The organism is Pseudomonas sp. PvP009 (genome assembly GCF_017832995.1).
Taxonomy (GTDB): Bacteria; Pseudomonadota; Gammaproteobacteria; order Pseudomonadales; family Pseudomonadaceae; genus Aquipseudomonas; species Aquipseudomonas syringae.
The window spans coordinates 3,083,767-3,106,494 of record NZ_JAFIBG010000001.1; the positions used below are offsets into that span (position 1 = coordinate 3,083,767).

The 22,728-nt window shown below is 59.4% G+C and carries 24 protein-coding genes; 15 read left to right on the forward strand and 9 right to left on the reverse strand.

The window, feature by feature from the left end:
* Positions 1-214: 214 nt before the first annotated feature.
* The 9 genes from JOE29_RS13105 (at position 215) to moaA (ending at position 9,604) form a co-directional block, all read left to right on the forward strand.
* Entirely contained in the window at positions 215-1,243 is a 1,029-nt protein-coding gene (locus tag JOE29_RS13105) for an ABC transporter ATP-binding protein (RefSeq protein WP_210079585.1), read from the forward strand.
* Complete coding sequence (locus JOE29_RS13110) at positions 1,240-2,112, forward strand: ABC transporter permease (protein WP_003317898.1); 873 nt, start codon at positions 1,240-1,242, stop codon at positions 2,110-2,112. The genes JOE29_RS13105 and JOE29_RS13110 overlap by 4 nt, the downstream gene beginning before the upstream one ends.
* Before the next feature lie 3 nt (positions 2,113-2,115).
* On the forward strand, positions 2,116-2,910 hold the full coding sequence (locus JOE29_RS13115) for an ABC transporter permease (protein ID WP_003348289.1): 795 nt from the start codon (positions 2,116-2,118) through the stop codon (positions 2,908-2,910).
* 16 nt (positions 2,911-2,926) lie between these two features.
* Complete coding sequence (locus JOE29_RS13120) at positions 2,927-3,217, forward strand: (2Fe-2S)-binding protein (RefSeq protein WP_017278380.1); 291 nt, start codon at positions 2,927-2,929, stop codon at positions 3,215-3,217.
* Positions 3,214-4,605, forward strand: a complete 1,392-nt coding sequence (locus JOE29_RS13125) for an FAD/NAD(P)-binding oxidoreductase (protein WP_210079586.1) — start codon at positions 3,214-3,216, stop codon at positions 4,603-4,605. The genes JOE29_RS13120 and JOE29_RS13125 overlap by 4 nt, the downstream gene beginning before the upstream one ends.
* Positions 4,602-5,786, forward strand: coding sequence for an FAD-dependent oxidoreductase (locus tag JOE29_RS13130; protein WP_210079587.1), 1,185 nt, complete (start codon positions 4,602-4,604; stop codon positions 5,784-5,786). Before JOE29_RS13125 ends, JOE29_RS13130 begins: the two co-directional genes overlap by 4 nt.
* Positions 5,783-6,835, forward strand: coding sequence for an ABC transporter substrate-binding protein (locus tag JOE29_RS13135; RefSeq protein WP_003409951.1), 1,053 nt, complete (start codon positions 5,783-5,785; stop codon positions 6,833-6,835). Before JOE29_RS13130 ends, JOE29_RS13135 begins: the two co-directional genes overlap by 4 nt.
* Before the next feature lie 149 nt (positions 6,836-6,984).
* Positions 6,985-8,331 carry a sodium:proton antiporter gene (locus tag JOE29_RS13140; RefSeq protein WP_137984072.1) on the forward strand — a complete coding sequence of 449 codons (1,347 nt, stop codon included), beginning with the start codon at positions 6,985-6,987 and terminating at the stop codon, positions 8,329-8,331.
* 274 nt (positions 8,332-8,605) lie between these two features.
* Complete coding sequence (moaA, locus tag JOE29_RS13145; RefSeq protein WP_003317890.1) at positions 8,606-9,604, forward strand: GTP 3',8-cyclase MoaA; 999 nt, start codon at positions 8,606-8,608, stop codon at positions 9,602-9,604.
* A gap of 39 nt (positions 9,605-9,643) precedes the next feature.
* On the opposite strand, the gene JOE29_RS13150 is transcribed toward moaA, so the two are convergent.
* From JOE29_RS13150 to JOE29_RS13160, 3 genes are all read right to left on the reverse strand, one after another.
* On the reverse strand, positions 9,644-10,177 hold the full coding sequence (locus JOE29_RS13150) for a DUF3833 domain-containing protein (protein ID WP_003407549.1): 534 nt from the start codon (positions 10,175-10,177) through the stop codon (positions 9,644-9,646).
* A 17-nt stretch (positions 10,178-10,194) separates the two neighbouring features.
* Positions 10,195-10,713 carry a chalcone isomerase family protein gene (locus JOE29_RS13155; RefSeq protein WP_003424088.1) on the reverse strand — a complete coding sequence of 173 codons (519 nt, stop codon included), beginning with the start codon at positions 10,711-10,713 and terminating at the stop codon, positions 10,195-10,197.
* Between the two features lie 205 nt (positions 10,714-10,918).
* Complete coding sequence (locus JOE29_RS13160) at positions 10,919-11,236, reverse strand: hypothetical protein (RefSeq protein ID WP_044313330.1); 318 nt, start codon at positions 11,234-11,236, stop codon at positions 10,919-10,921.
* 34 nt (positions 11,237-11,270) lie between these two features.
* On the opposite strand from JOE29_RS13160, the gene JOE29_RS13165 reads away from it, so the two are divergent.
* Complete coding sequence (locus JOE29_RS13165; RefSeq protein WP_161633429.1) at positions 11,271-11,630, forward strand: hypothetical protein; 360 nt, start codon at positions 11,271-11,273, stop codon at positions 11,628-11,630.
* Between the two features lie 224 nt (positions 11,631-11,854).
* Here the strand turns inward: JOE29_RS13165 and JOE29_RS13170 are convergent, their stop codons facing one another.
* The 4 genes from JOE29_RS13170 to JOE29_RS13185 form a co-directional block, all read right to left on the reverse strand.
* Positions 11,855-13,816 (reverse strand): methyl-accepting chemotaxis protein, encoded by a 1,962-nt coding sequence (locus tag JOE29_RS13170; RefSeq protein ID WP_016567993.1) that lies wholly within the window; start codon positions 13,814-13,816, stop codon positions 11,855-11,857.
* 371 nt (positions 13,817-14,187) lie between these two features.
* Entirely contained in the window at positions 14,188-15,906 is a 1,719-nt protein-coding gene (gene poxB, locus JOE29_RS13175) for a ubiquinone-dependent pyruvate dehydrogenase (RefSeq protein WP_044313332.1), read from the reverse strand.
* Positions 15,907-16,062: 156 nt separating this feature from the next.
* Positions 16,063-17,952 carry a penicillin-binding protein 2 gene (gene mrdA / locus JOE29_RS13180; RefSeq protein WP_024665435.1) on the reverse strand — a complete coding sequence of 630 codons (1,890 nt, stop codon included), beginning with the start codon at positions 17,950-17,952 and terminating at the stop codon, positions 16,063-16,065.
* A gap of 138 nt (positions 17,953-18,090) precedes the next feature.
* On the reverse strand, positions 18,091-18,555 hold the full coding sequence (locus JOE29_RS13185) for a helix-turn-helix domain-containing protein (protein ID WP_004417990.1): 465 nt from the start codon (positions 18,553-18,555) through the stop codon (positions 18,091-18,093).
* An 88-nt stretch (positions 18,556-18,643) separates the two neighbouring features.
* Here JOE29_RS13185 and JOE29_RS13190 point away from each other — a divergent pair, with 88 nt between their 5' ends.
* On the forward strand, positions 18,644-19,501 hold the full coding sequence (locus tag JOE29_RS13190) for an SDR family oxidoreductase (RefSeq protein WP_210079588.1): 858 nt from the start codon (positions 18,644-18,646) through the stop codon (positions 19,499-19,501).
* Between the two features lie 97 nt (positions 19,502-19,598).
* On the forward strand, positions 19,599-19,907 hold the full coding sequence (locus JOE29_RS13195) for an RcnB family protein (protein WP_003367279.1): 309 nt from the start codon (positions 19,599-19,601) through the stop codon (positions 19,905-19,907).
* A 131-nt stretch (positions 19,908-20,038) separates the two neighbouring features.
* Here JOE29_RS13195 and JOE29_RS13200 read toward each other — a convergent pair whose 3' ends face one another.
* Positions 20,039-20,935 (reverse strand): hypothetical protein, encoded by an 897-nt coding sequence (locus JOE29_RS13200; protein WP_057407004.1) that lies wholly within the window; start codon positions 20,933-20,935, stop codon positions 20,039-20,041.
* The gene (locus JOE29_RS13205; protein ID WP_046236570.1) at positions 20,928-21,434 is read right to left on the reverse strand and encodes a CesT family type III secretion system chaperone; all 507 of its coding nucleotides are present in this window, start codon (positions 21,432-21,434) and stop codon (positions 20,928-20,930) included. The genes JOE29_RS13200 and JOE29_RS13205 overlap by 8 nt, the downstream gene beginning before the upstream one ends.
* A 184-nt stretch (positions 21,435-21,618) precedes the next feature.
* Here JOE29_RS13205 and JOE29_RS13210 point away from each other — a divergent pair, with 184 nt between their 5' ends.
* From JOE29_RS13210 to JOE29_RS13220, 3 genes are all read left to right on the forward strand, one after another.
* On the forward strand, positions 21,619-22,107 hold the full coding sequence (locus JOE29_RS13210; RefSeq protein WP_016567990.1) for a DUF3828 domain-containing protein: 489 nt from the start codon (positions 21,619-21,621) through the stop codon (positions 22,105-22,107).
* Positions 22,108-22,170: 63 nt separating this feature from the next.
* Positions 22,171-22,374, forward strand: coding sequence for a hypothetical protein (locus JOE29_RS13215; RefSeq protein ID WP_004404016.1), 204 nt, complete (start codon positions 22,171-22,173; stop codon positions 22,372-22,374).
* 154 nt (positions 22,375-22,528) lie between these two features.
* The gene (locus tag JOE29_RS13220; protein WP_003349205.1) at positions 22,529-22,726 is read left to right on the forward strand and encodes a hypothetical protein; all 198 of its coding nucleotides are present in this window, start codon (positions 22,529-22,531) and stop codon (positions 22,724-22,726) included.
* The last annotated feature ends 2 nt before the right edge of the window (positions 22,727-22,728 follow it).

Here is a 22,728-nt window from a genome sequence, read left to right on the forward strand (position 1 = left end):
AAGAATTAATCCAAAGAAAAATGTTATTCAGTGAAATTCTCTGTTGAGCCCATCCTAGCCTTCGCCCTACTCTCAGTCCACAGGGGCGATTTGAACAATCATCGGTAGCCGACGCAGAGCGAGCACCAACGTCCACATAACTGCATGACTTCATTTCGCATCTGCCCATGACAAACGCGTGCTTCGGCGCGCATGCACAAAGGTGGAAGCAGGCATGGCATTTCTGCAGCTCGAAGGACTCTCCAAACGCTACGGCTCCATTGACGCGGTGGTTGCCACCAACCTGGCCGTCGACAAGGGCGAATTCGTTTCACTGCTCGGCCCTTCCGGCTGCGGCAAAACCACCACCCTGCAAATGATCGCCGGTTTCGTTGAAGTCAGTGACGGGCGCATTGTGCTCGACGGGCGCGACATCACCCACGCGAAACCCAGCAGCCGAGGCCTCGGCGTAGTGTTTCAAAGCTATGCGCTGTTTCCGCACATGACCGTGGCCGACAACGTTGCGTTCGGCCTGCGGATGCGCAAGGTGCCTGCCGCCGAGTTGCACCCGCGTGTCACAAGGGTGCTGGAACTGGTGCGCCTCGGTCAGCATGCCGAGCGCTACCCGCGCGAGCTGTCCGGTGGTCAGCGCCAGCGGGTCGCACTGGCCCGCGCACTGGTAATCGAGCCGCCAGTGCTGCTGCTCGACGAGCCGCTGTCCAACCTGGACGCCAACCTGCGCGAAGAGATGCAGTTCGAGATCCGCCGCATTCAGAACGAAGTCGGCATTACCACACTGATGGTCACCCATGATCAGGCAGAAGCACTGTCGATCAGCGATCGAGTGGTGGTGATGCAGGCCGGTCGTATCACCCAGATCGACGAGCCTTACAAGCTTTACGAACACCCGCGCACACGCTTCATTTCGGGTTTTGTCGGCAAGGCCAACATGTTGCAGGGTGATCTGGACAGCAGCGGCATCCCGCAGATTCGTCAGGTGCCCGGCGATGGCAGCCTGACCCTCAGCCTGCGTCCCGAGAAGATCGATCTGGTGGCACCTGGCTGCGGACGACTGTCAGGACGCATCGTCACCCGTTATTTCCTCGGCAGCCAGTGGCTGTATCGCATCCAGACCGGCATTGGCGAAGTGACGGTAGTACGTCGCAACGACGGCCAGGCGCCGCTGGAGCAAGGCGCGGCGGTCGACATGGACTGGCCCACCGAGTTGCTGCGCGTGCTGGATGCCGACGAGGTGCGCGCATGAGCCTGCTGAGCGAAATGCGTCAGGGCGGCCGCGGCTACTGGCTTTCAGCTCCGGCGCTGGCGCTGTATATCGGTTTGCTGGTGTTGCCGCTGGGTCTGACCCTGGTGCTGTCGTTCAACGTGTTCGACTATCAGGTCGGGGTGAAAAGCGACAGCTACACGCTGGCCAACTATATGGCCGTGGTCACCGACTCGTATTTCTATGAAATCTTCCTGCGCACCTTCTGGATCAGTGCGCTGGTCACCCTGCTGTGCGTGCTGATCGGCGTCCCCGAAGCCTACATTCTCAGCCGCATGGGCACGCCGTGGCGCTCGATCTTCCTGATCCTGATTCTCACGCCGCTGCTGATCTCGGTGGTGGTCCGGGCGTTCGGCTGGAGCCTGCTGCTGGGCGCGGACGGTCTGATCAATCAGGTCATCCAGTTCATGGGCGGACGCCCGGTGAAACTGCTGTACACCCCGTTTGCCGTGGTCATTGCGCTGGTCCACGTCATGTTGCCGTTCATGATCATTCCGGTCTGGACCTCGCTGCAGAAGCTCGACCCCACAGCCGAACAGGCCGCGCTGTCGCTGGGCGCCAGCCAGGCGAAAGTCATGCGTCTGATCGTGCTGCCGCAGGTCATGCCCGGCGTGCTGTCCGGATCGCTGATCGTGTTCGGTCTGGCCGCCAGCTCATTCGCCATCCCCGGACTGCTCGGCGGACGACGTCTGAAGATGGTCGCCACGGTGATCTACGACCAGTACCTGTCGGAGCTGAACTGGCCGATGGGCGCGACCCTTGCCGTGGCGCTGCTGCTGGTCAACCTGCTGGTCATGCTGTCCTGGAACCGCATGATCGAAGGCCGTTACAAAAAAACTCTGGGGGAATGATCCATGTCCAAGAACGGTCCGTTGGCCCTCTCGTTTCATGCGCTGGTGGTGATCTTCATGATGGCCCCACTGGTGGTGGTGTGCCTGGTGGCGTTCACCCCGGAAAACACCCTGAGCCTGCCCACCACCCACTTCTCGCTGCGCTGGTTCAAGGCCGTTTTCGAGCGCGCCGACTTTATCGATTCCTTCTACAACAGCCTGATCCTGGCGTTCGTATCGGCGACGCTGGCCACCCTGATCGCGGTACCCGCCGCTCTGGCGATCACTCGCCATACATTCCCGGGCCGCAACTTTTTCAATGCCCTGTTTCTGTCGCCGATCATCATTCCGCACCTGGTACTGGGGGTGGCGATGCTGCGCCTGTTTGCGCTGATGGGCGTGAACGGCAGCTTCACCTGGCTGATCTTCGCCCATGTGCTGGTCATCACGCCTTACGTACTGCGCCTGGTACTGGCAGCGGCAATTGGCATCGACCGCAGCGCCGAGCACGCCGCCGAGTCTCTGGGGGCCGATCGTTTCACGCTGTTTCGGCAGATCACCCTGCCAATGATCCTGCCCGGCGTGGCAGGCGGCTGGTTACTGGCGTTCATCAACAGTTTCGATGAAGTCACGCTGTCGATCTTCGTCACCTCGCCCGCGACCCAGACCCTGCCGGTGCGCATGTATGTCTACGCCACCGAATCCATCGACCCGATGATGGCCGCCGTGTCGGCGCTGGTCATCGCCCTCACCGCCGCCACCATGATCCTGCTCGACAGGGTCTACGGGCTGGATCGCGTGCTGGTCGGCAAACACTAACCGGAGCTTTGACGTTATGGCATTGCTGAAACGACTGGCCGAACATGAACGCCCGATTCTGCCTTTTACCCTTGACGGCCAACCGGCCAGCGGTCTGTTGGGCGACACCTTGCTGACTGCGGTACTGACCGCCAGCGACCACTTGCGCGGCAGTGACTTCAGTGCCGAACCTCGCGCCGGTTTCTGCATGATGGGCGCCTGCCAGGACTGCTGGGTAAGGCTGGGTGACGGCCAGCGCGTGCGTGCCTGTTCGACGCTGCTGGAGGCCGGTCAGGCGGTGATTCGTGAACCGGGGCGCTGCGTATGAGCGATCAGGCCATTGCCATTGTCGGCGCAGGACCGGCCGGTATTCGCGCCGCCCAGACGCTACTGGCTCACGGCATCAACGCCTGCCTGATCGATGAAGGGCTGCGCGGCGGCGGCCAGATCTACCGTCGCCAGCCGGACAACTTCCAGCGCTCGGCCAAGGCGCTCTACGGTTTTGAAAGTGCCAAGGCGGTCGCGGTGCACGAAGTGCTCGACACGCTGGCAGCGCAGATCGACTACCGGCCGCAGACGCTGGTCTGGAATGCCGAAGATCATCAACTCGATACCCTGCAAAACGGTACCGCTGCCACCGTCGATTTCAGCCACCTGATCGTCGCCACCGGTGCCACGGATCGCATTCTGCCGGTGCCCGGCTGGACCCTGCCCGGCGTGTACAGCCTCGGCGCAGCGCAGGTCGCGCTCAAATACCAGGGCTGCGCGATCGGCCAGCGCGTGGTGTTTTGTGGCAGCGGCCCGTTGCTGTATCTGGTCGCCTATCAGTACGCCAAGGCTGGCGCAAAAGTGCTGGCGGTGCTCGACAGCGCGCCGTTTTCGGCGCAATGCAAGGCATTGCCGGCGCTGCTGGGCCAACCGGCAACGCTGGCCAAAGGCATCTACTACCGCGCGTGGCTGAGCGCGCACGGCATTCCGGTGCATCAAGGTGTGCAGCTGACACGCATCGACGGGGAAAAACGCGTAAACGGCGTTCAATGGCAACGTAACGGCAAATCGGGCCACCTGGCCTGTGACGCGGTCGCTTTTGCCCATGCGCTGCGCAGCGAGACGCAACTGGCCGACCTGCTGGGCTGTGAATTCGCCTGGAGCGCGCTCAACCGGGCGTGGCTGCCGACCCGCGATGAATGTGGACGCAGCAGCGTGTCAGGCATCTATCTGGCGGGCGACGGCGCGGGAATCATGGGCGCAGACGCTGCGGAAATGGCCGGAGAACTGGCCGCGCTCGGGCTGCTGCAAGACATCGGTGTGGTGGCAGACACCGCACGTATCGACACACTTAAAACTGCCTTGCGACGCATCGAACGCTTCCGCCACGGGCTGGAAACCGCGTTTCCGTTCCCTGAGGACTGGGCCGCCACTGTGGCGGATGACACGCTGGTGTGCCGTTGCGAAGAAGTCTCTGCAGGTGAGATTCGCAGTGCCGTGCAGGATGGCCATTGGGAGATCAACCGGGTCAAGGCCATGTGCCGAGTCGGTATGGGTCGCTGTCAGGGACGGATGTGTGGTCTGGCCGCGGCCGAGATCATCGCCCGCGAGAGCGGCCGGTCCGTCGAGCACGTCGGCCGCCTGCGCGGTCAGGCACCGATCAAGCCGCTGCCCTTCGGTCTGGGGATGCAGCCCATGGAGAAGCAATCGGTGGAGACGCAACCATGAGCACACTGATTGAAACCGATGCGATTGTCATCGGCGGCGGCATTGTCGGCGCCTCGGCAGCCTTGACGCTGGCCCTGAAGGGCAAGCGGGTCGCCTTGCTGGAACGCGATTTTTGCGGATCGCACTCCAGCGGCGTCAATTACGGCGGCGTGCGGCGTCAGGGCCGTCCGCTGTCGCAGTTGCCCTTGTCGCAAAGGGCGCATCAGATATGGGGCAAACTGCGCGAGCTGATCGGCATCGACGGCGAGTACCAGCGCTCGGGCCATCTCAAACTGGCGCGCAGCGAACAGGACATGAATGCCTTGCGCGCCTATGCCGAAGCCAGCCAGGGATTCGGCCTGGATTTGCAGTTGCTTGATCGCGATCAACTGCGCGCGCGTTATCCCTGGGCCGGCGATGTCGCCGTCGGTGCATCGCTGTGCGCCGACGACGGACACGCCAATCCACGCCTGGTGTCGCCGGCCTTCGCCCGCGCTGCGCGTCGGGCAGGCGCGCAGGTGTTCGAGCAGGCGCCGGTCAGTGAAGTCAGCCACGACGGCAACGTGTTCGTCGTCACCACCGCCAGCGGCCTGACACTGCGCGCCACCTGGCTGCTCAACTGCGCCGGGGCGTGGGCCGCAGCGCTGGCAGCACAATTCAACGAACCGGTGCCGATGTATTCAGGGCACCCGGCAATGCTGGTGACCGAGCCGCTGCCGATGTTCATGGACGTCAGCACCGGTGTCGAAGGCGGCGGCATTTATGCCCGGCAAGTGGCACGCGGCAATTGCATCCTGGGCGGCGGACAAGGCTTTGCCCTCGACCCGGCACGCGCCAGACCGGGACAGGCGGCGGTGCTGGATATCCTGCGCAACGCCGTCGAACTCTACCCGCCACTCGCCGGCGCCCAGGCCATTCGCACCTGGAGCGGCACCGAAGGCTATCTGCCGGATCGCGAGCCGGTGCTGGGTCCGAGCCTGACTCGTCCGGGCCTGCTGCACGGCTTCGGCTTTGCCGGGGCGGGCTTTCAGATCGGTCCGGCAGCGGGTGAAGCGCTGGCCGAATGGGTCTGCGACGGCGCCTCACGGATCTCGCTCGATGCCTTTTCCATCAACCGCTTTCAGCAAATCGCTCTGCAACCCCCTGCCATCGAACCTGTTACGAACGTCATCCCATTGCACAGAGGAAGGTCGTCCCTATGAAAAGCACCAAACGTCTCGCCCTCACCGGGCTGTCCTGCCTGCCGCTGGCTGCCGCACTTCTGTCAACGCCTGCCATGGCCGAAACCACGCTGTACCTGGGCATGAACGGCGGGACCATGGAGCGCCTGTATGCCGATCAGGTGCTGCCGGCGTTCGAGAAGGCCAACAACGTCAAGGTGGTGATCGTGCCTGGCACGTCGGCCGATATCCTCGCCAAGGTTCAGGCGAGTAAGGACAACCCGCAGATGCACGTCATCTTTCTCGACGACGGCATCATGTACCGGGCCATTTCCATGGGCCTGTGCGACACGCTGCAACCCAGCGCCAGCCTGGCAGACCTGCCTGCCAAGGCCAAAATCAAGGAACAGGCAGCAGCCGTCAGCCTGGGCGTGACCGGCCTGGCCTACAACACGCGAATGTTCAAGGAACAGGGCTGGAGCGCGCCCACCTCGTGGATGGACCTGGCCGATAAACGTTTCAAGGACAAGGTGGTGTTCCAGTCACTGGCCTCCTCGACCTTCGGCCTGCATGGCTTTCTGATGTTCAACCGTATCCAGGGCGGCAGCGAGAAAGACGTCGAGCCCGGCTTCAAGGCCTGGCCGAAAACCATCGGCCCGAACGTACTGGAATACATCGCCAGCTCGGCCAAGATATCGGAAATGGTCCAGACCGACGAAGCCGCCCTGTTCCCGCTGACGCCGACCCAGGTCACCGCGCTGAAGATCAAGGGCGTACCGGTGGAATATGCATCGCCCAAGGAAGGCGGCGTGGTGTTGAACGTGGCTGAATGCGCGATAGCCAACAACAACCAGCCGGAGCTGGCGCAGAAGCTGGCCGCTTATCTGCTGACGCCGGAAGCACAGGCGCCTGCGCTGGAGTTCGGTGACCAGATCCCCTCGAACCCGAAAACCCCGACCACTGACAAGACACGCAGTCAGGTCGAGGCCATGGAGAAGTACCTGGAAACAGCAGTAACCATCGACTGGGATCAGGTCAATCAGATCCGTCCCGAGTGGAACGCACGCTGGAGCCGCAGTATCGAGCGCTAGACGTCAGCGGCGACGCCGAGAGGCATCGCCGTGTGTAAAAGACGCACGCTGATTGCCATCCGGCAAATTATTTCAACTTATTACCGTGCAAGGGAGTCCCACCGTTACGCCCTCTTCTTCGGGCGCATTTTGACGGTGGTTCTTTCCCTATGAGTTTTATTGTGTGCATGGGCGTGCTTGGCGTGCTGTTGATGCTATTGGCGCTCACTTCCTCTTACCTGCGCTGGATGCCAGTGACCACATCGGCCGTGTGCCTGGCGTTCGGCTTCGGCATCGGCCCGATGGGCCTGGATATCGTCGATCTGGATTTCGAGAAATCCTACGAGTGGCTGGAACGCCTGACCGAAGTGGCGGTGCTGTTTTCGCTGTTCGGTACGGGTATCAAGTTGCGCCTGCCCTTGCGCGGCAAAGCCTGGCATTCAGCCTATTGGCTGGCCGGGCCGGTGATGCTGGCGACCATCGCTGGCGTAACCGTCGCGGGGCACTACATCATTGGCCTGGACTGGGGCGTGTCGTTGTTGCTCGGTGCCATGCTGTCGCCGACCGACCCGGTGCTCGCCGGCATGGTGCAGGTCAACAACGCCCAGGATCAGGACCGCCTGCGCTTCGGCCTGTCCGGCGAAGCAGGCCTCAACGACGGAACCGCGTTTCCATTCGTGATCTTTGCCTTGCTGTACCTGAGTTCCGGGGGCGCGATGAGCGACTGGGTCCAGGGATGGATGATCAAGGACTTGATCTGGGCGGTGCCGGCCGGTTTGTTGATGGGTTACGGCATGGGCCGCGGGGTCGGCCATCTGATGATCTTCCTGCGCATCAAGAACGCCGACAGCACCACCTCGCCCAATGACTTTCTGGCGCTGGCCCTGATCGCTCTGGCTTATGTATTCGCGCAAAGCGTGGGTGCCTTTGGCTTTCTTTCGGTATTTGCCGCTGGGTTCGGGCTGCGTCAGGCCGAGGTACGTGTCACGCGTTCAGAGCTGCCGTCCGAGCATGTCGCGCAACCGGTCCTCGGGCATATGACGTCATCCCTCGAACAGGGCACGGTCGCGCAGGTCGACGACATGAGCGATTCGCAACTGGCTGCCGGCGTGATGATGGGCGATATGCTGGCGTTCGGCAGTCTGGTGGAGCGCGCCATGGAAGTCCTGCTGATCACCCTGCTGGGCGCGGCGCTGGCGATGTACTGGGACTGGCGCGCCATCGGCCTGGGGATCGCGCTGTTTTGCGTGATTCGCCCTGCCAGCGTCTGGTTGCTGGTGAGTCGCCGTCTGCTCAACGTCAGGCAAAAAGCACTGGTTGGCTGGTTCGGCATTCGCGGCATCGGCAGTCTTTATTACCTGTGCTTCGCCTTGTCACATGGTCTGGCACACGACATCGGCCACGTGGTGATCGGCATGACCCTGTCGGTTGTTGCGCTAAGCATCCTGGTACACGGCATCAGTATCCAGCCTTTGCTGGAGCGTTACGAGCGCAGTAATGCCGCCAGTCCTGACTGATCAGCCATCAAGGCAAAGCGCCATAGAGCGTGTCGATGAGCGTATTGGAACAAGCAATTGGACTGCGGCATTTCGACTCGGTTAGCGTGGCGCCCATGCAGCCAGTGCAAGCAGCAATGCGTGCAGCTACTATGTAACTCGTGCAAGGCACTTTGCCAGTCTGCGATCAGGCCTGAAATCGGCGCATCGCAAATTGGCTGAACCCTTGTCACGCACTGGCCTCCAAATCCGGTAATACAGCCCACTCGATTATCTCGATTATTTAGAAGGTGAAATGTCAGAACCCGTCCTGATGGACCGCTTTGCACGTAAAGTCGATTATCTGCGCATGTCGGTCACCGACCGCTGTGATTTTCGCTGCGTGTACTGCATGGCCGAAGAGATGACGTTTCTGCCTCGGCAACAGATTCTGTCACTGGAGGAGATCCTCCAGGTGGCCGAGCGCTTCGTGGCACTGGGCACGCGCAAGATTCGTCTTACCGGTGGTGAGCCGCTGGTACGCGCCGGCGTGGTGGGGCTTTGTGAAAAGATCGCCGCCCTGCCCGGCCTGCGTGAACTGTGCATGACCACCAACGGTTCGCAGCTGGACAAACTGGCTGCCCCGCTGTTCAAGGCCGGCGTCACGCGTCTCAACATCAGCCTGGACAGCCTTGATCCACAGCGTTTCCGCGAGCTGACCCGTACAGGCGATCTGCACAAAGTGATTGCCGGCATCGATGCCGCCAACGCCGCCGGTTTTGTGCACACCAAGCTCAACTGCGTGGTGATGCACGGTCGCAACGATGATGAGATCAACGACCTGTTGGCGTTCGCCATTGATCGCAACCTGGACGTCTCATTCATCGAAGAGATGCCGCTGGGCATCATCAGCGAACACAGCCGCGCCGAGTCCTTCTACTCCAGCGATCAGGTGCGCGAACGCATTGCCGAACGTTACACGCTGGTGCCTTCGACTGACTCGACTCAGGGGCCATCGCGCTACTGGCGCCTGGCCGAGGCGCCGGGCATTCGCATCGGCTTCATCTCCCCGCACAGCCATAACTTCTGCGGCACTTGCAACCGCGTGCGCATGACCGTCGAAGGTCGCTTGCTGCTGTGCCTGGGCAACGAGCACTCCGTGGATTTGAAGGCGGTATTGCGCGCCAATCCCGGCCAGCCGGAAAAGCTCGAAAAAGCCATCATCGACGCCATGCAGCTCAAGCCGTGGAGCCACAACTTCACCCACGACGATGGCGTGCAGGTAGTGCGCTTCATGAATATGACGGGCGGCTGACAGCCGCCCTGAAGGATGACGCCTCATACGAGGCGTTGTTTATTTACCGGCCTTGCGAAAGAACAAGGTGATCTGCCCGACTTCGACACCCAGCTTGGTCATCGACGAACGATTGGCCATGGTCTTCTCGTCGATCAGGTACATCCAGTCATCCAGGCTCACGTCATACTCGGTGCCATCCACCGGTAACCTGAGCACATAGTTCCAGTGGAAGCTGTTGCCTGACACTTCGCCATAGGCCTCGCCAACCACATCACCTGCCGTGCCCTTCCAGCGGCCCGGGCCATCGGGACGCAAGCGCCACTCCCGCACCTGCTTGGTGCCATCGCTGTAGCTGAAGGCCTCGTGCATGACCAGCACTTCGCCTTCACTGTGCCCGTCGATCACCACGGTAAAGCGCTTGGTGACTTCACCAGAGCGTTTTTGAAACATTCCCCAGGCCTCGACACGCCCGGTGAAGTACTGGCGCAGATCTAGCTTCGGCGCTTCCTGACTGTAACGGGTTACCGGCACGCCACCGCAGCCGCTCAGTACAAGCCCCACACACAGCATTAACATCCACTTTCTCAGCATGCGCCCTCCTTGATGGGTCATGAGCCGGTACTGCCGAGCAACTGCTCGCGAAGTTCGGGGTTACGGGTTTTCGGGTCCAGCCAGATGGAAAAGAACGCCTTGGCGAACTGGCTGTCGGGCACCACATGCTGGAGCTTGTCACCTACATAAAACCGCGCTTCGCGGCCAGGCAGATAGACGCCGGTAATCTTCATGCCCGGCTGGACGTCGACAAATGACTGGTTCATCTGCTGGCGCCATTCAGTCAGTTGCTGTTCGGTCACCTTCGAACCGGAAATACGCTTGATCTCATCGATACTGGCATCGACCAGATCTTCCCGGTCAATGTCGCGGTGGTAGGTCAGCTCGAGAGCCAGCGGTGCATCCGCGACGAAGGGCTTGGTGGGGCTTAGCAACCTGGCCGTATAGACACGAAAGCCGAACAGGCTCAACTCGCCACCGCCGACGACCTGAGCATTGGGCAATGCCTCACGCCAGTCCGCCGAAGCGCCGGCGCTGAGTAACATCACCAACCATAACCATCGTGGCGCACGCATCGGCAACCTCTGTATAGGCACTGCCACGACTTCAATGGCAGGCTGGGAACGAGACGAGTCAGATGCACTGACTCACTCCCGGAATCTATACCAGCAAAATCACTTTGTACAACCGATAAGGCCTTCGCCCTCCCGATGCCGAAAACCAAAAAGCCTGTTCCCGATCGCGGATCGGGAACAGGCTTCAAGACATACGATGACCTGCTCAGGCAACCTGCGAGTGCGCCTGCCGACGAGTCTTCTGCCACTCACCTTTCAACGCCTGCAGCGTGTCCTCCATGTAGGCACGATCGGCAGCGGCCTTCTTGCCAACATAACCCTGGCCACGACGGAACATCTTCAGGGCTGCGCGCATTTGCGGGTGCGCATCACGAAACTCGTGCTCTTGCGTGAACGGCGACATGGCGTCGACGCGAACTTCACCCGACTCGGCTACCCAGGCGATATGGTTATCCAGCGTGTCTTTGCACGCAGCAAACAGACGAGCCAGTTCATCAATAGTCGGTTGTGTGTCGATATTCATGTTGATGCCCCTTCGCTCATAGACTGTTCAATAATTGATACATCAAGTTCATGCGCCAGAACTTCAGCAACGCAACACCATTGAATGTGCGTTGAATACCGTTCCAGCCCTCAAGGACATGCAGGTAGCCTTGATGAAGAGCCGCTACACAGCGGCATCAGCGCAGAGAGAAGAAGTCACGAAACCCAAAGACCCGGCCCAGGATCGGCAATCGATCCGTTACAAGCATCATGAGGACATTTCGCCAGCTTCTCGCCCTTATCGGCGACAAATGCCAGTTCAGCTCCATCAATCTGCCTTGTGGGCAGCCTACATCCGGGAACATCTCGACGGCTTGCCGAGCCTGTTCATCACACCTTTTGCAGCGCTCCCGATCAGGGAGACAGCTGCATAATGCAAGGGCAAATAGAGTGCGTCAACGATTATGTAGTGATTATTTTTAGTCACTACATAATCGTAAGCGGGACGTGGGGTTACGTGAAAAGGTGACTGAAGGGTCATGGCTGACGGACTATCGATGGTGATCAGAGACCGCGGCACGACAGTATCCGCAGACCAACAAAAAGGCCTGAAAACTTTCGCTTCCAGGCCTTTTCACAACACACTAACAGCTTGTTGTCAGCTCACCTTGAAGCGACCCACCAACCCCTGCTGCTGCTCAGCCAGACGCGCGAGTTCGCGACTGGTGACGGCGGTCTGCTCGGCACCGGCACTGACCTGGATGACCAGCGAGTTGATGTCGTCGACGTTGCGGTGGATCTCTTCGGCCACCAGGCTTTGCTCTTCAGCGGCCGAAGCGACCTGGATGTTGCGGTCGCTGATGGTCGCGATGCCTTCGGCAATTTCTTCCAGCAGTTCACCAGCGCGTACGACGTTGCTGGCACCCTCCTGCGCCTTGCCCAGGGTTTCCTGCATCGACGCGGCAGCGCGTTCTGAACCGGACTGCAGGTTGGCGATCATTTTCTGGATGCTGACGGTAGAGTCCTGAGTCTTCTTGGCCAGATTGCGCACTTCGTCGGCAACCACCGCGAAACCACGCCCCTGCTCGCCGGCACGCGCAGCCTCGATGGCTGCGTTGAGCGCCAGCAGGTTGGTCTGGTCGGCGACGCCACGAATGACATCGAGCACCGAGGAGATCGAGTTGCTCTCGCCCTTGAGCTCATCAATGATCCGTGAAGTCTCTTCTGCCTGCACCGAGAGCCCCTGAATCAGGCCGATGGTGTTGTCGATTTCGGTCTTGCCCTGCAGGGTGCTGTTGTTGACGCGCTGCGACATCTCGGCCGCGTCAGTGGTGCTGCGTGCTACATCCTTCACCGTGGCACTCATCTCGCTGATGGCAGTGGCGACCTGATCAGTGCCCTGGCGTTGTTGCGCCACGTTCTGATTGGTTTGCAACGCCACTGCGGAAGACTGCTCGGCGGCGGTGGCAACCTGTGCCGTGGCGCTGCCGATGTCGCGGATGACATCACTGATCTGTTGCGCCATGTTGTCCAGATTGCGCGAGATCTCGCCGAACTCGTCCTTGCCGACATAACGGGTCCGGGCGGTCAGATCACGTGTGGAAAGTGCCATCAGCGTGCGGTTCACATCGACCACCGCAACCTTGATGTTGCGGATGATCACCGATGCCAGCCACAGCACCACGATCAGCATCAGGACGACAATGGCAACCGCCACGTACAGGCTGTTTTGAGCGGAGCTGCGTGCGTCCGTTGCCAGGCCGACGACGTTCTGGCCAAGCTCTGCTTCTACATTGGCCATCATGTCGATGCGCACGGTCGCTAGGTTGAACCAGTCTTCCGGCTTGACGTTGAGCGGGTCACCCAGCGGAGTATCGAAGCCCAGACGCTGCAAGCGCGCCACTTCGAGCGATCCTGGTTGCTGCAAAACGGCATTGAGTTTGGTTTTGAAGGCTTCAGGTGACCAGCGCTGGAACGCTTCGAAATACCCCGAGAACTCGCCCAGGTTGCGGCTGAAGCGTGATAACAGTGCGGCGTCAAACCGGTTCTGATTGAATGCCAGACCAAGCAATACACGCTCGCGACCGGCACGTTCCTTCATATCCACGAACTGATTGAGCGAGCTCAGACCGCGCAATATTTCCGGATCCTCGATACTCGATTCCATTGAGTAAGAGAAGCCTATGAGTGTCTTGATGATGTCGGTGAAGCGCGTACCGGATTCTGTATTGTTGATCCCGAGCGAATCGACCTTGAGGCGCAGAGCGATCAGCTCCTCGAATGCGCGGTTGACCTTATCAGGTCCGGGAATACCGTCGGTGGACTGGGCGCGCATCTCACTTATCGCCTTGTCGGTTTCCTGACGAAACGTTTTCAGCTTGTCCTGCATGGACTTGCCGCCGCTACCCAGAAATACGCCGCTGGCGCCACGTTCGCGCTGGAGAGTGGTGACTACGTCACTCACTTTCTGTGCGGCACTGGTGGCTGTCACTGCGCGCCTCATGTCACCGAGGTTTTCGCTTTTGTCAGCGACGAACAGACCTGCGAAGGCCAGGAAGCCCACCAAGGGGAATATTAAAATAAGCAGCAGTTTCATACTCAAAGGAGCATTTCTAAGCATTGCAGACCTCATGACGTGCAGACTTTTCTATAAAGACTTTCCAGGGCGTAACGTTCTGTAACGTCGACGTTTTTTTGTCGCCAGGGACTGTTCGGTAATCAGCCTGCCGTAGCCGGTCCTGCTCCCGTATGACTGTCTCGGCTGTCTGCCGAGAAGCTTTACCTGTTATTTGAATTTATTAATTCAAATAACCAAGTCAATAAAGTAGAGGGGGCGAGAAGTTTGGATCCATAAAGAAATGACCGCCTTGGGCAGTCATCGCAAGAAAAGAAATATAGAGACACCGAAATGGTCACCTGTAACAGCGGTGACAATCTCGGCGAATAGAAGTTGCAACTTTTCCTATTCATCCCATAGGTTTTTATAATGTATTAACGCAGGTTGGTTTTCGCCAGTTCCACCACTTCACTGCCGCGCCCGCTCATGATCGCGCGCATCATGTACAGGCTGAAGCCCTTGGCCTGGGCCAGCTTGATTTTCGGTGGAATGCCCAGTTCCTGTTTGGCCGTGACAACGTCGATCAGCACCGGACCGGGATGATCGAACGCCTTGCGCAAGGCAGCCGGCAACTCTTCGGCGTTCTCGACACGCAGGCCCAGAATGCCTGCACCCAAGGCAATACCGGCGAAGTTGGTTTCATGCAGGTCAGTGCCGTGCGGCACATAACCACTGGCTTTCATTTCCATGTCGACAAAGCCCAGCGAGCTGTTGTTGAACACCACCATTTTGATAGGCAGGTTCAGCTGACGAATGCTCAGCAGATCGCCCAGCAACATCGACAGGCCGCCGTCGCCACACAGGGCGATGACCTGACGATCCGGATGTTCAGCCTTGGCCCCTAAAGCCTGTGGCAAGGCATTGGCCATCGAGCCGTGGTTGAACGAGCCGAGCAGACTGCGCTTGCCGTTCATGTGCAGATAGCGCGCCGCCCAAAGGGTCGGAGTACCGACGTCGACGGTAAAGATCGCATCGGCGTTCGCCTGCTCGTCGACCAGTCGAGTGAGGTACTGCGGATGAATCGGCGTGCCATCTGGCGTCGGGGTGGCCAGCTCGTCCAGTTCTTCCCGGGCCTTGGCGTAGTGCTTCAGGGCCTTGTCGAGGAAACGGCGATCGGTATGCGGCTTGAGCTTTGGCTGAAGCGCTTCCAGGGTTTCCCGCACCCCACCAACCAGACCCAGCGCCACCGGCGTACGGCGACCAAGCTGGGTCGGATCGAGGTCGATCTGGATGATGTCGGCTTTTTCGGGGTAGAAATTCCGATACGGAAAGCTGCTGCCCAGAATGACCAGTGTGTCGCAGGACAGCATGGCGTGGTAGCCGGAGCTGAAACCGATCAGGCCGGTCATGCCGACGTCGAACGGGTTGTCGTACTCGACGTGCTGCTTGCCGCGCAATGCGTGAACGATCGGCGCGCCCAGCGTATCCGCCAATGCCAGAAGCTGCTCGTGAGCACCCTCACAACCCGCACCGCACAGCAGTGTGACGGCTTTGGAAGCGTTGAGCATGTCGGCCATCGACTGCAGGTCGTTTTCGGCAGGCACGACCTTGGGCGCTGTGGCCTCGATCCATTTTGCCGCGACATCCGGCGCATCGCTGAGCGCCACGTCGCCCGGCAAGACAATCACCGCCACACCTTTCTGGCTGATCGCGGCACGCATGGCACGTTCCAGCACACGCGGGAACTGCTCGGGGTTGCTAACCAGCTCGACGAAGTGGCTGCACTCCTTGAACAGCTCCTGCGGATGGGTTTCCTGAAAGTAATCCAGACCGATTTCCGAGGACGGAATATGCGCAGCAATTGCCAGTACCGGCACTCGATTGCGGTGGCAGTCATACAGGCCGTTGATCAGGTGCAGGTTGCCCGGTCCGCAGCTGCCGGCGCAGACCGCCAGCTTGCCGCTGGACGCTGCCTGGGCACCGGCAGCAAAGGCTGCGACTTCTTCATGACGGGTGTGCATCCAGCGAATCGAATCGGTGCGTTCCAGGCTGTCGGTCAGGCCGTTGAGGCTGTCACCGGACACCCCCCAGATGTGCGAAACACCTGCCGCTGCGAGGGTTTGCGCGAGGTGGTCGGCAATGGTCTTGGACATGCGGGGTTCCTTGTCGAGGCAATGATAATGAGTTCGATAAAACGCGCGCAGCGCTCTGCCACGCCTGTTGTGGTCGACCCGATGCATTCTCGACAGTTCAGAAAACCTGAGCCCTGTTCAGGGCTCGGTCATTCGGCCAGCGCTTTAAAACGCTGATCAGGCGTGCGGGTTGCCCGGTGCCTTGACGGGTGCTGCGTACTCCGGTTTGAGCTTGCCCTCGCTGTCGAGCAGCCAGGCATCAAGAATCTCCCGCACCACAGGACCTGCTACCCGGCCACCCGCCTCGCCGTTCTCGATGGTCACCGACACGACGATCTTGGGATGGTCAGCCGGCGCGAAGCCGACGAACAAGGCGTTGTCGCGGTTACGTTCCAGTGTTTTCAGACGGTTGTAGCGCTCACCCTGCTTGATCGCCACCACCTGCGCCGTACCACTTTTGCCGGCGATGCGGTACTGAGCGCCCTTGGCCGCATCCCGCGCAATGCCGCGCGGGTCGTGCATGACCATCTGCATGCCGGTATTGACCTGATTCCATTCGTTGGGATCGTGCAGCACGATGTTTGGCATCGGATGCTCGTCGACGGGTGCCTTGTCACCGACTTCCATCGCCAGGTGCGGGCGATGCCAGACACCCTTGCTGGCAATCAGGGAAGTGGCCTGAGCCAGCTGCAACGGCGTGACCTGCATGTAGCCCTGCCCAATGCCGAGGATCACCGTTTCGCCGGGGAACCATGCCTGTCGACGCGTGGCCCGCTTCCATTCGCGAGACGGCATCAAGCCTGCAGACTCCTCGAACATGTCCAGCGACACCTTCTGGCCGATGCCGAACATGGTCATGTAGTCGTGCAGCCGATCGATGCCGAGCTTGTGCGCCACGGTGTAGAAATAAGTGTCATTGGAACGCATGATCGCGGTGTCCATGTCCACCCAGCCATCGCCACTGTGGTTCCAGTTACGGTATTTGTGGTCGAAGTCCGGCAACTGGAAATAGCCGGGGTCGAAGACCTTTGTCGAGGCCGTCACCACGCCGCTGTCGAGACCGGCAATCGCCACTTCCGGCTTGACCGTCGAGCCCGGCGCGTAGAGGCCACGCAGCACGCGGTTGAACAGTGGCCGGTCGATGGAATCGCGTAGCGCCGCATATTGTTTGAAGCTGATGCCGGTGACGAACAGGTTGGGGTCGAAGCTTGGTTTGCTGACCATCGCCAGCACGTCGCCGGTTTCCGGGTCCAGTGCGACCACCGAACCGCGCCGATCACCCAGCGCGTTTTCCGCTGCGGCCTGCAAATGCGCGTCCAGCGTGAGGGTGATGTTCTTGCCCGGCACCGGATCAGTGTGTTTCAACACGCGCAGCACGCGGCCCTGGGCGTTGGTTTCGACCTCTTCATAGCCTACGTGGCCGTGCAACTCGGACTCGTAAAAGCGCTCGACACCGGTCTTGCCGATGGACTGCGTGCCGCGGTACTCGTTGTCGAGATGCGCCGCTTCCTTTTCGTTGATACGCCCGACGTAGCCGATCGAATGCGCGAAATGGGCGCCCAACGGGTAGTGACGGACGAACTGCGCCGCCACGTCCACGCCCGGCAGCAGGTACTGATTGACCGCCAGCGTTGCGATCTGCTCTTCAGTGAGTTCGTAGAGCAATGTTGCCGGCTCGAACGGGTGACGAACCTGCTTCAGCTCCTTGTCGAACAGAATCCGGTCTTCGTCGGGCAATTCCAGCAGGGTCATCAGTTCATCGATCACCTTGTGCCAGTCGCCCGCGCGCTCGCGGGTCAGGGTCAGGTTGAAGCTGGGACGATTGTCGGCAAGCACTTCGCCATTGCGGTCAAAGATCAAACCGCGCTCGGGCGGGATCGGCAGCACGTGAACACGGTTGTTTTCGGAAATGGTCGAGTGATAGTCGAACTCGGTCACTTGCAGGAAATACATGCGCGCGACCAGACAGGCAGCCAGCACGCCCACCAGCACTGCGCAGGCAATCAGGCGCTGATTGACCAGCCGCGTCTCTTTTTCGTGGTCTTTCAGAGGAATTGGATTGGGCATTTCTACAGCTTCTCGGTGAAGGGCAAACGGCGCAACTGAACGTGTATATAAAGATTTCGGCGCGCACCATACCAAGAAGCGGCTGATTACAGGCGATCGAGCCGACAATCGCAGGATGAAAAATCTGTCAGAAAAGACTCATTCGGGCGTGGTATGCAGCGTATTCGACGCTTCGCGGGCGTGCATGATGCGCGGCAGATTGGTCTCGATCCAGGTGACGAGGGTTTCAACCTGCAAGGCGACCTCTTCGCCCATCGGGGTCAAGCGGTACTGAACATGCGGTGGCACCACCGGCAACGACTTGCGGCTGACGAAACCATCATGCTCCAGATGCTGGAGCGTTTGCGCGAGCATTTTCTCGCTCACCCCGCCAATCTTGCGGCGTATTTCGCTGAAGCGATGCATGCCACCCCGCAATACCACCAGCACCAGCACACCCCAACGGCTGCAGACGTGATTGAGCACCACACGCGAAGGACAGTCAGACGCCAGCACCTGGCCCTGACGAACCAGCGCCAACAGCGTCTCGGCCACTTCCGGCTGGAGGCCTTGCTGCACACTATCTGATCGCGGGGCAGTTGATTGCGGGGCGGATTCGCTCATGACACTTACCTTTTTGTACGTACTTACTAAAGGTAAGCATCATGACTATGCTGGCGCTTCCTTTCAACCTGATTCAAGGAATCATTCCATGATCGTTGTCACCGGTGCCACCGGCCAGCTTGGCCGCCTCGTCATTGAACAATTGCTCAGCCGCGTACCTGCTTCGCAAATCATTGCAGCCGTGCGCAGTCCGGAAAAAGCCGCCGATCTGTCCAGGCAGGGCATTCAGGTTCGTCAGGCCGACTATTCGCAGCCGGCGACACTGGACAGCGAATTTGCCGGCGCCGACAAGGTGCTGCTGATTTCCTCCAGCGAAGTGGGCCAGCGTTTGCCGCAGCACAAGGCGGTAATCGATGCAGCCAAACGTGCCGGCGTCCAGCTGTTGGCCTACACCAGTGTTCTGCATGCCGACACCTCGGCGCTGAGCCTGGCCAAAGAGCACCGCGAAACCGAAGACTACCTGCGCGCCAGCGGCCTGCCGTTCGCCTTGCTGCGTAATGGCTGGTACACCGAGAACTACACCGCAGGCATTCCAGGCGCACTGGCCCATGGTGCGGTCATGGGCTGTGCCGACGAGGGTCGTATCAGCTCCGCTTCGCGTCTGGATTACGCCGAGGCGGCCGCTGTGCTGCTGACTTCGAAAACAGCACAGGCCGGTAACGTGTATGAACTGGCAGGCGACGAGTCCTACACGCTGTCCGAATTTGCAGCGCAGCTGTCAACGCAGAGCGGCAAGTCCCTGCCTTACATCAACTTGCCACAGGCCGAATTCGAAGCAGCGCTTATCCAGGCAGGCCTGCCTGACTTCGTGGCCCAGCTGCTGGCCGACTCCGATGCCGCGGCTGCCAAGGGCGCCCTGTTCGAGGACAGTCGCCAGTTGAGCGCGCTGATCGGCCGCCCAACCACCCCGCTCTCTGCAACCATCGCCGAGACACTGAAAGGCTGAGCACAGCAAACCCGATCGAATGATTTGCAACAGTGAGGGTCCGAGTTATTACGAGGCATTAAGCCATCGCCTGATACCAAAGACTGGGAGTCTTCACATGAACAGCAAATCGTTGATCGCCTGCATGACCTTGCTCGGCTGCTTTTCCGCCGTCACCCTGCCGGTTCACGCAGCAGAGACGGCGGACCCGAAAGTCACCGAATCCAAGGACAACGTCCATGAGCTGGAAGTAGGCTCCCGTGTTCCGGAAAAATATCGCCGCAGCGATCTGGAAGTGAAGGACTGGAAAAGCAAAGGCCTGGAAACACCCGCCAAGGAAAGCGAATGGGTGAAAATTAACGACAAGTACGTGCGTTTCCAGAAGGTCAATGGCCAGATCATGGATATCGTGCCGGTCAAGAAGTAAGGCGCAGTACCTATCCCCTCTCACGAACCTCGTGAGAGGGCCTGGATGACGCAAAGCTTAACGACATGCGTGCCAATGCTGTTTCCATTGGCACGCCATTCAAATGATTTTTCTATAGCTCTGTTTGAATGTCACTGGCGCAAAATCGGATCAAACGTCTGCCATCCGGTACCGGAATCGTCTCTGTAGTAAGTGCTCGGATCGGTCGCGACGCGAACGTCGAACTGACCGAAGTTGGTGTCATTCAAGGCATGATTTACAAGGTTTTGAGTTCCCACCCCAGGAAGCCTGGATTTCCCGAGCTTTTTCTCAAGTTCTGCAGTCCCTAGCACTTCAATTCTGCTCAACCGCTGCACATCTGCAGAACCAATCGATGATTTGTAGATTTCACTGCGATAGCTGGAACTGTCAAGGAACTGAGCAACCGCGTGGTGAGTGCCCCTCGTAGCATCATGCAGAACAGCCTGATCCAGCGTGCATGCGCTAGGGTGGGTAGGCCAGGGATCAACCACTACAGTGTCTCGATCTCCAGACTCACGGCGATCCCCCAACAATACGAATTCGTGAGAGTTACCATCTGGCAATTGCATACGCACGCGGTTGATAGGGTAACTCACGCCACGGCTCTGCAATGCCGCTGCTGCAACAGCGGCATGGACCGCACAGTTGCCCCCCTGAAACTTTTGCGCGCGCTTGAGCTGACCGGTGCTACCGCCCCCCGAGTATTTTGCATCCGCCAAGTGCATTCGAGCCCAACTTTCACCGCCGGACTCAATAATATCTGCGCGCTGATTACCGGCACCTGACGGAATGGCGCTTTTTGCTACCCGGTTTGCCCATGTCGCATCCGCAAGCTTCTCCATCGTACCGGAAGAAACGGTCACACCTATGCCTTGATAACGGTGCAGACCCAACTGATCGGCTCTGAATGTACCGTGCACAGTGTCATCGGACTGATAGTGCTGAACAGTGGCATCGTAACTCTGGACGGACGATCCACCCCCGAAAAAGCTACTGATTTTAGGCACGAGTTTTCTCCTGAGAAAGCGACGATGGATTGTTTTTGGTTGACAGGCTCGTCTTGAGCGCCCCGCTGGTCTTGGGTTCGATATGAGTTTGCGAGGGAGGGAGAATATTTCCCGAATGAAAGTCAATGGCTCGCCGAACGAAACCTTCGAACAGAGGCAAAACAGTTTCTTCACTGAGTTCATGCAATGACTGGCGCAGCGAAAGCACCATGTTTCCGCTGCCTGCGTCCAGACCCGTCATTATCACCGGGTGTTGAAGTGTGAATATGTTTTCGGCGAGCAAAGCACGAAGCCCCTCGGGCGCTAGCCAAGGCTTGGGTGCCGGGAACGTAGCGACCAGATTGAGATAACCTGGCTGGCTGCCGATCAGATGAATATCCACATCGGCACCAAACGTCAGCAAGTAGACGGGATGTTTTTCCGCCTCGGGAATCTGCGGTGTGTCGGGATACTGCTTGATGATCAGTCGTGCAAATGACTGAAAATGATCTGGCTGCATAAGACTGCCCTGAGTTAGAAGTCCTGGCTAAGTGGCGAGAATCGGTAAAACGGTTCCATCGAGAAGAAAGGCGGACATCGTTACCAGTGCTCACCTAAAACCATTGCTTTTTTGTCCGCATGCCTTACAAATGCAGTGTTGTCAGCTTGTAACCTCACTGCCACCTTTTCTGCGAGCCCGCTCCATGTCCAGAACCGTCGCCATTGCATTTGCTTGCCTGCTTTCAACCACTGCCCATGCGGCCTGCCCGGCTGCAACCCCGGTCGACACGGCGCGCTGGATCTACGAGAAGCACCAGGATTTTTATCTGAATGGCAAAGGCAGCGCTGATTATTTGTCCAAACCGCTGCTGAGCCTGCTCAAGAAGGATTGGGCGTGCCAGAACGGCGATCAATGCGCCGTCAGTGCCAACCCGTGGACCGACGCGCAGGACGGTGATGTGCAAAAGCCGATCGACTGGAAGCTGGTGTCCACTTCGGACAAGCAGGCGGTGGTCGAAATGACCTATAACCTGGGTTACAAGGACGCCCCGCAGCAGCCGGTCGCCAGCCAGACGACACGCCTGCTGCTGGCCAAAAATGCCAACAGTTGCTGGGTGCTGGAGAATCTTCAGGGCCCACAGGGTGTCGCGCTGATGCAGAGCCTGGAGGAATTTCCCTACGAAGGTGATTGATCGGCCTTGAAACAATCCGCCATTCTCGGTATCACAGGCACTTGAATTTCACGAGCGAGCACCATGAATACCTTTGAGCAATCGATTATTGAGGCTGCGCAGGCCGCCACGCCCAATAACACCGATGCCGAACGCGAAGCTGCCAGAGTTGCCGCCACGCAGGCGGTAGCTGAAATCATGTCCACCCGCAAAGGGCTGGACCGCACTCTGGCGCTGGCCGAGTTGCTGGACTCCTACTCGGAACACGATGATCAGGAAGACGAATAAATCGCTCGGCACGATGCGAAAAAATGATTGGCCTGTTTATTTACCTGCGGCACTAAAGAAAACCGGCCTTGCCGCCGACAACTCGGTTGGGTGGATTGATGATTGCCCCCCATTCATTTAGTGCGCTCGGATGCGACCTATAAGGGCACCATCCGTGCAGATCGAACAGTTGCAAGACATGCAGGCGTACATCAGGCGTACTGCCGACGACCTGGAACTTGTTTCGGCCAACCTGGCCGGACATCTCCTGTACCTCGAGCGAACTTCCCGGGCACACGAAGCGCAAGAGGTCAGTGAGCGGATCATCGGCCTGCAGGCGTCCGTGGACAGCCTGCGCGGCATATTCCGTTAACG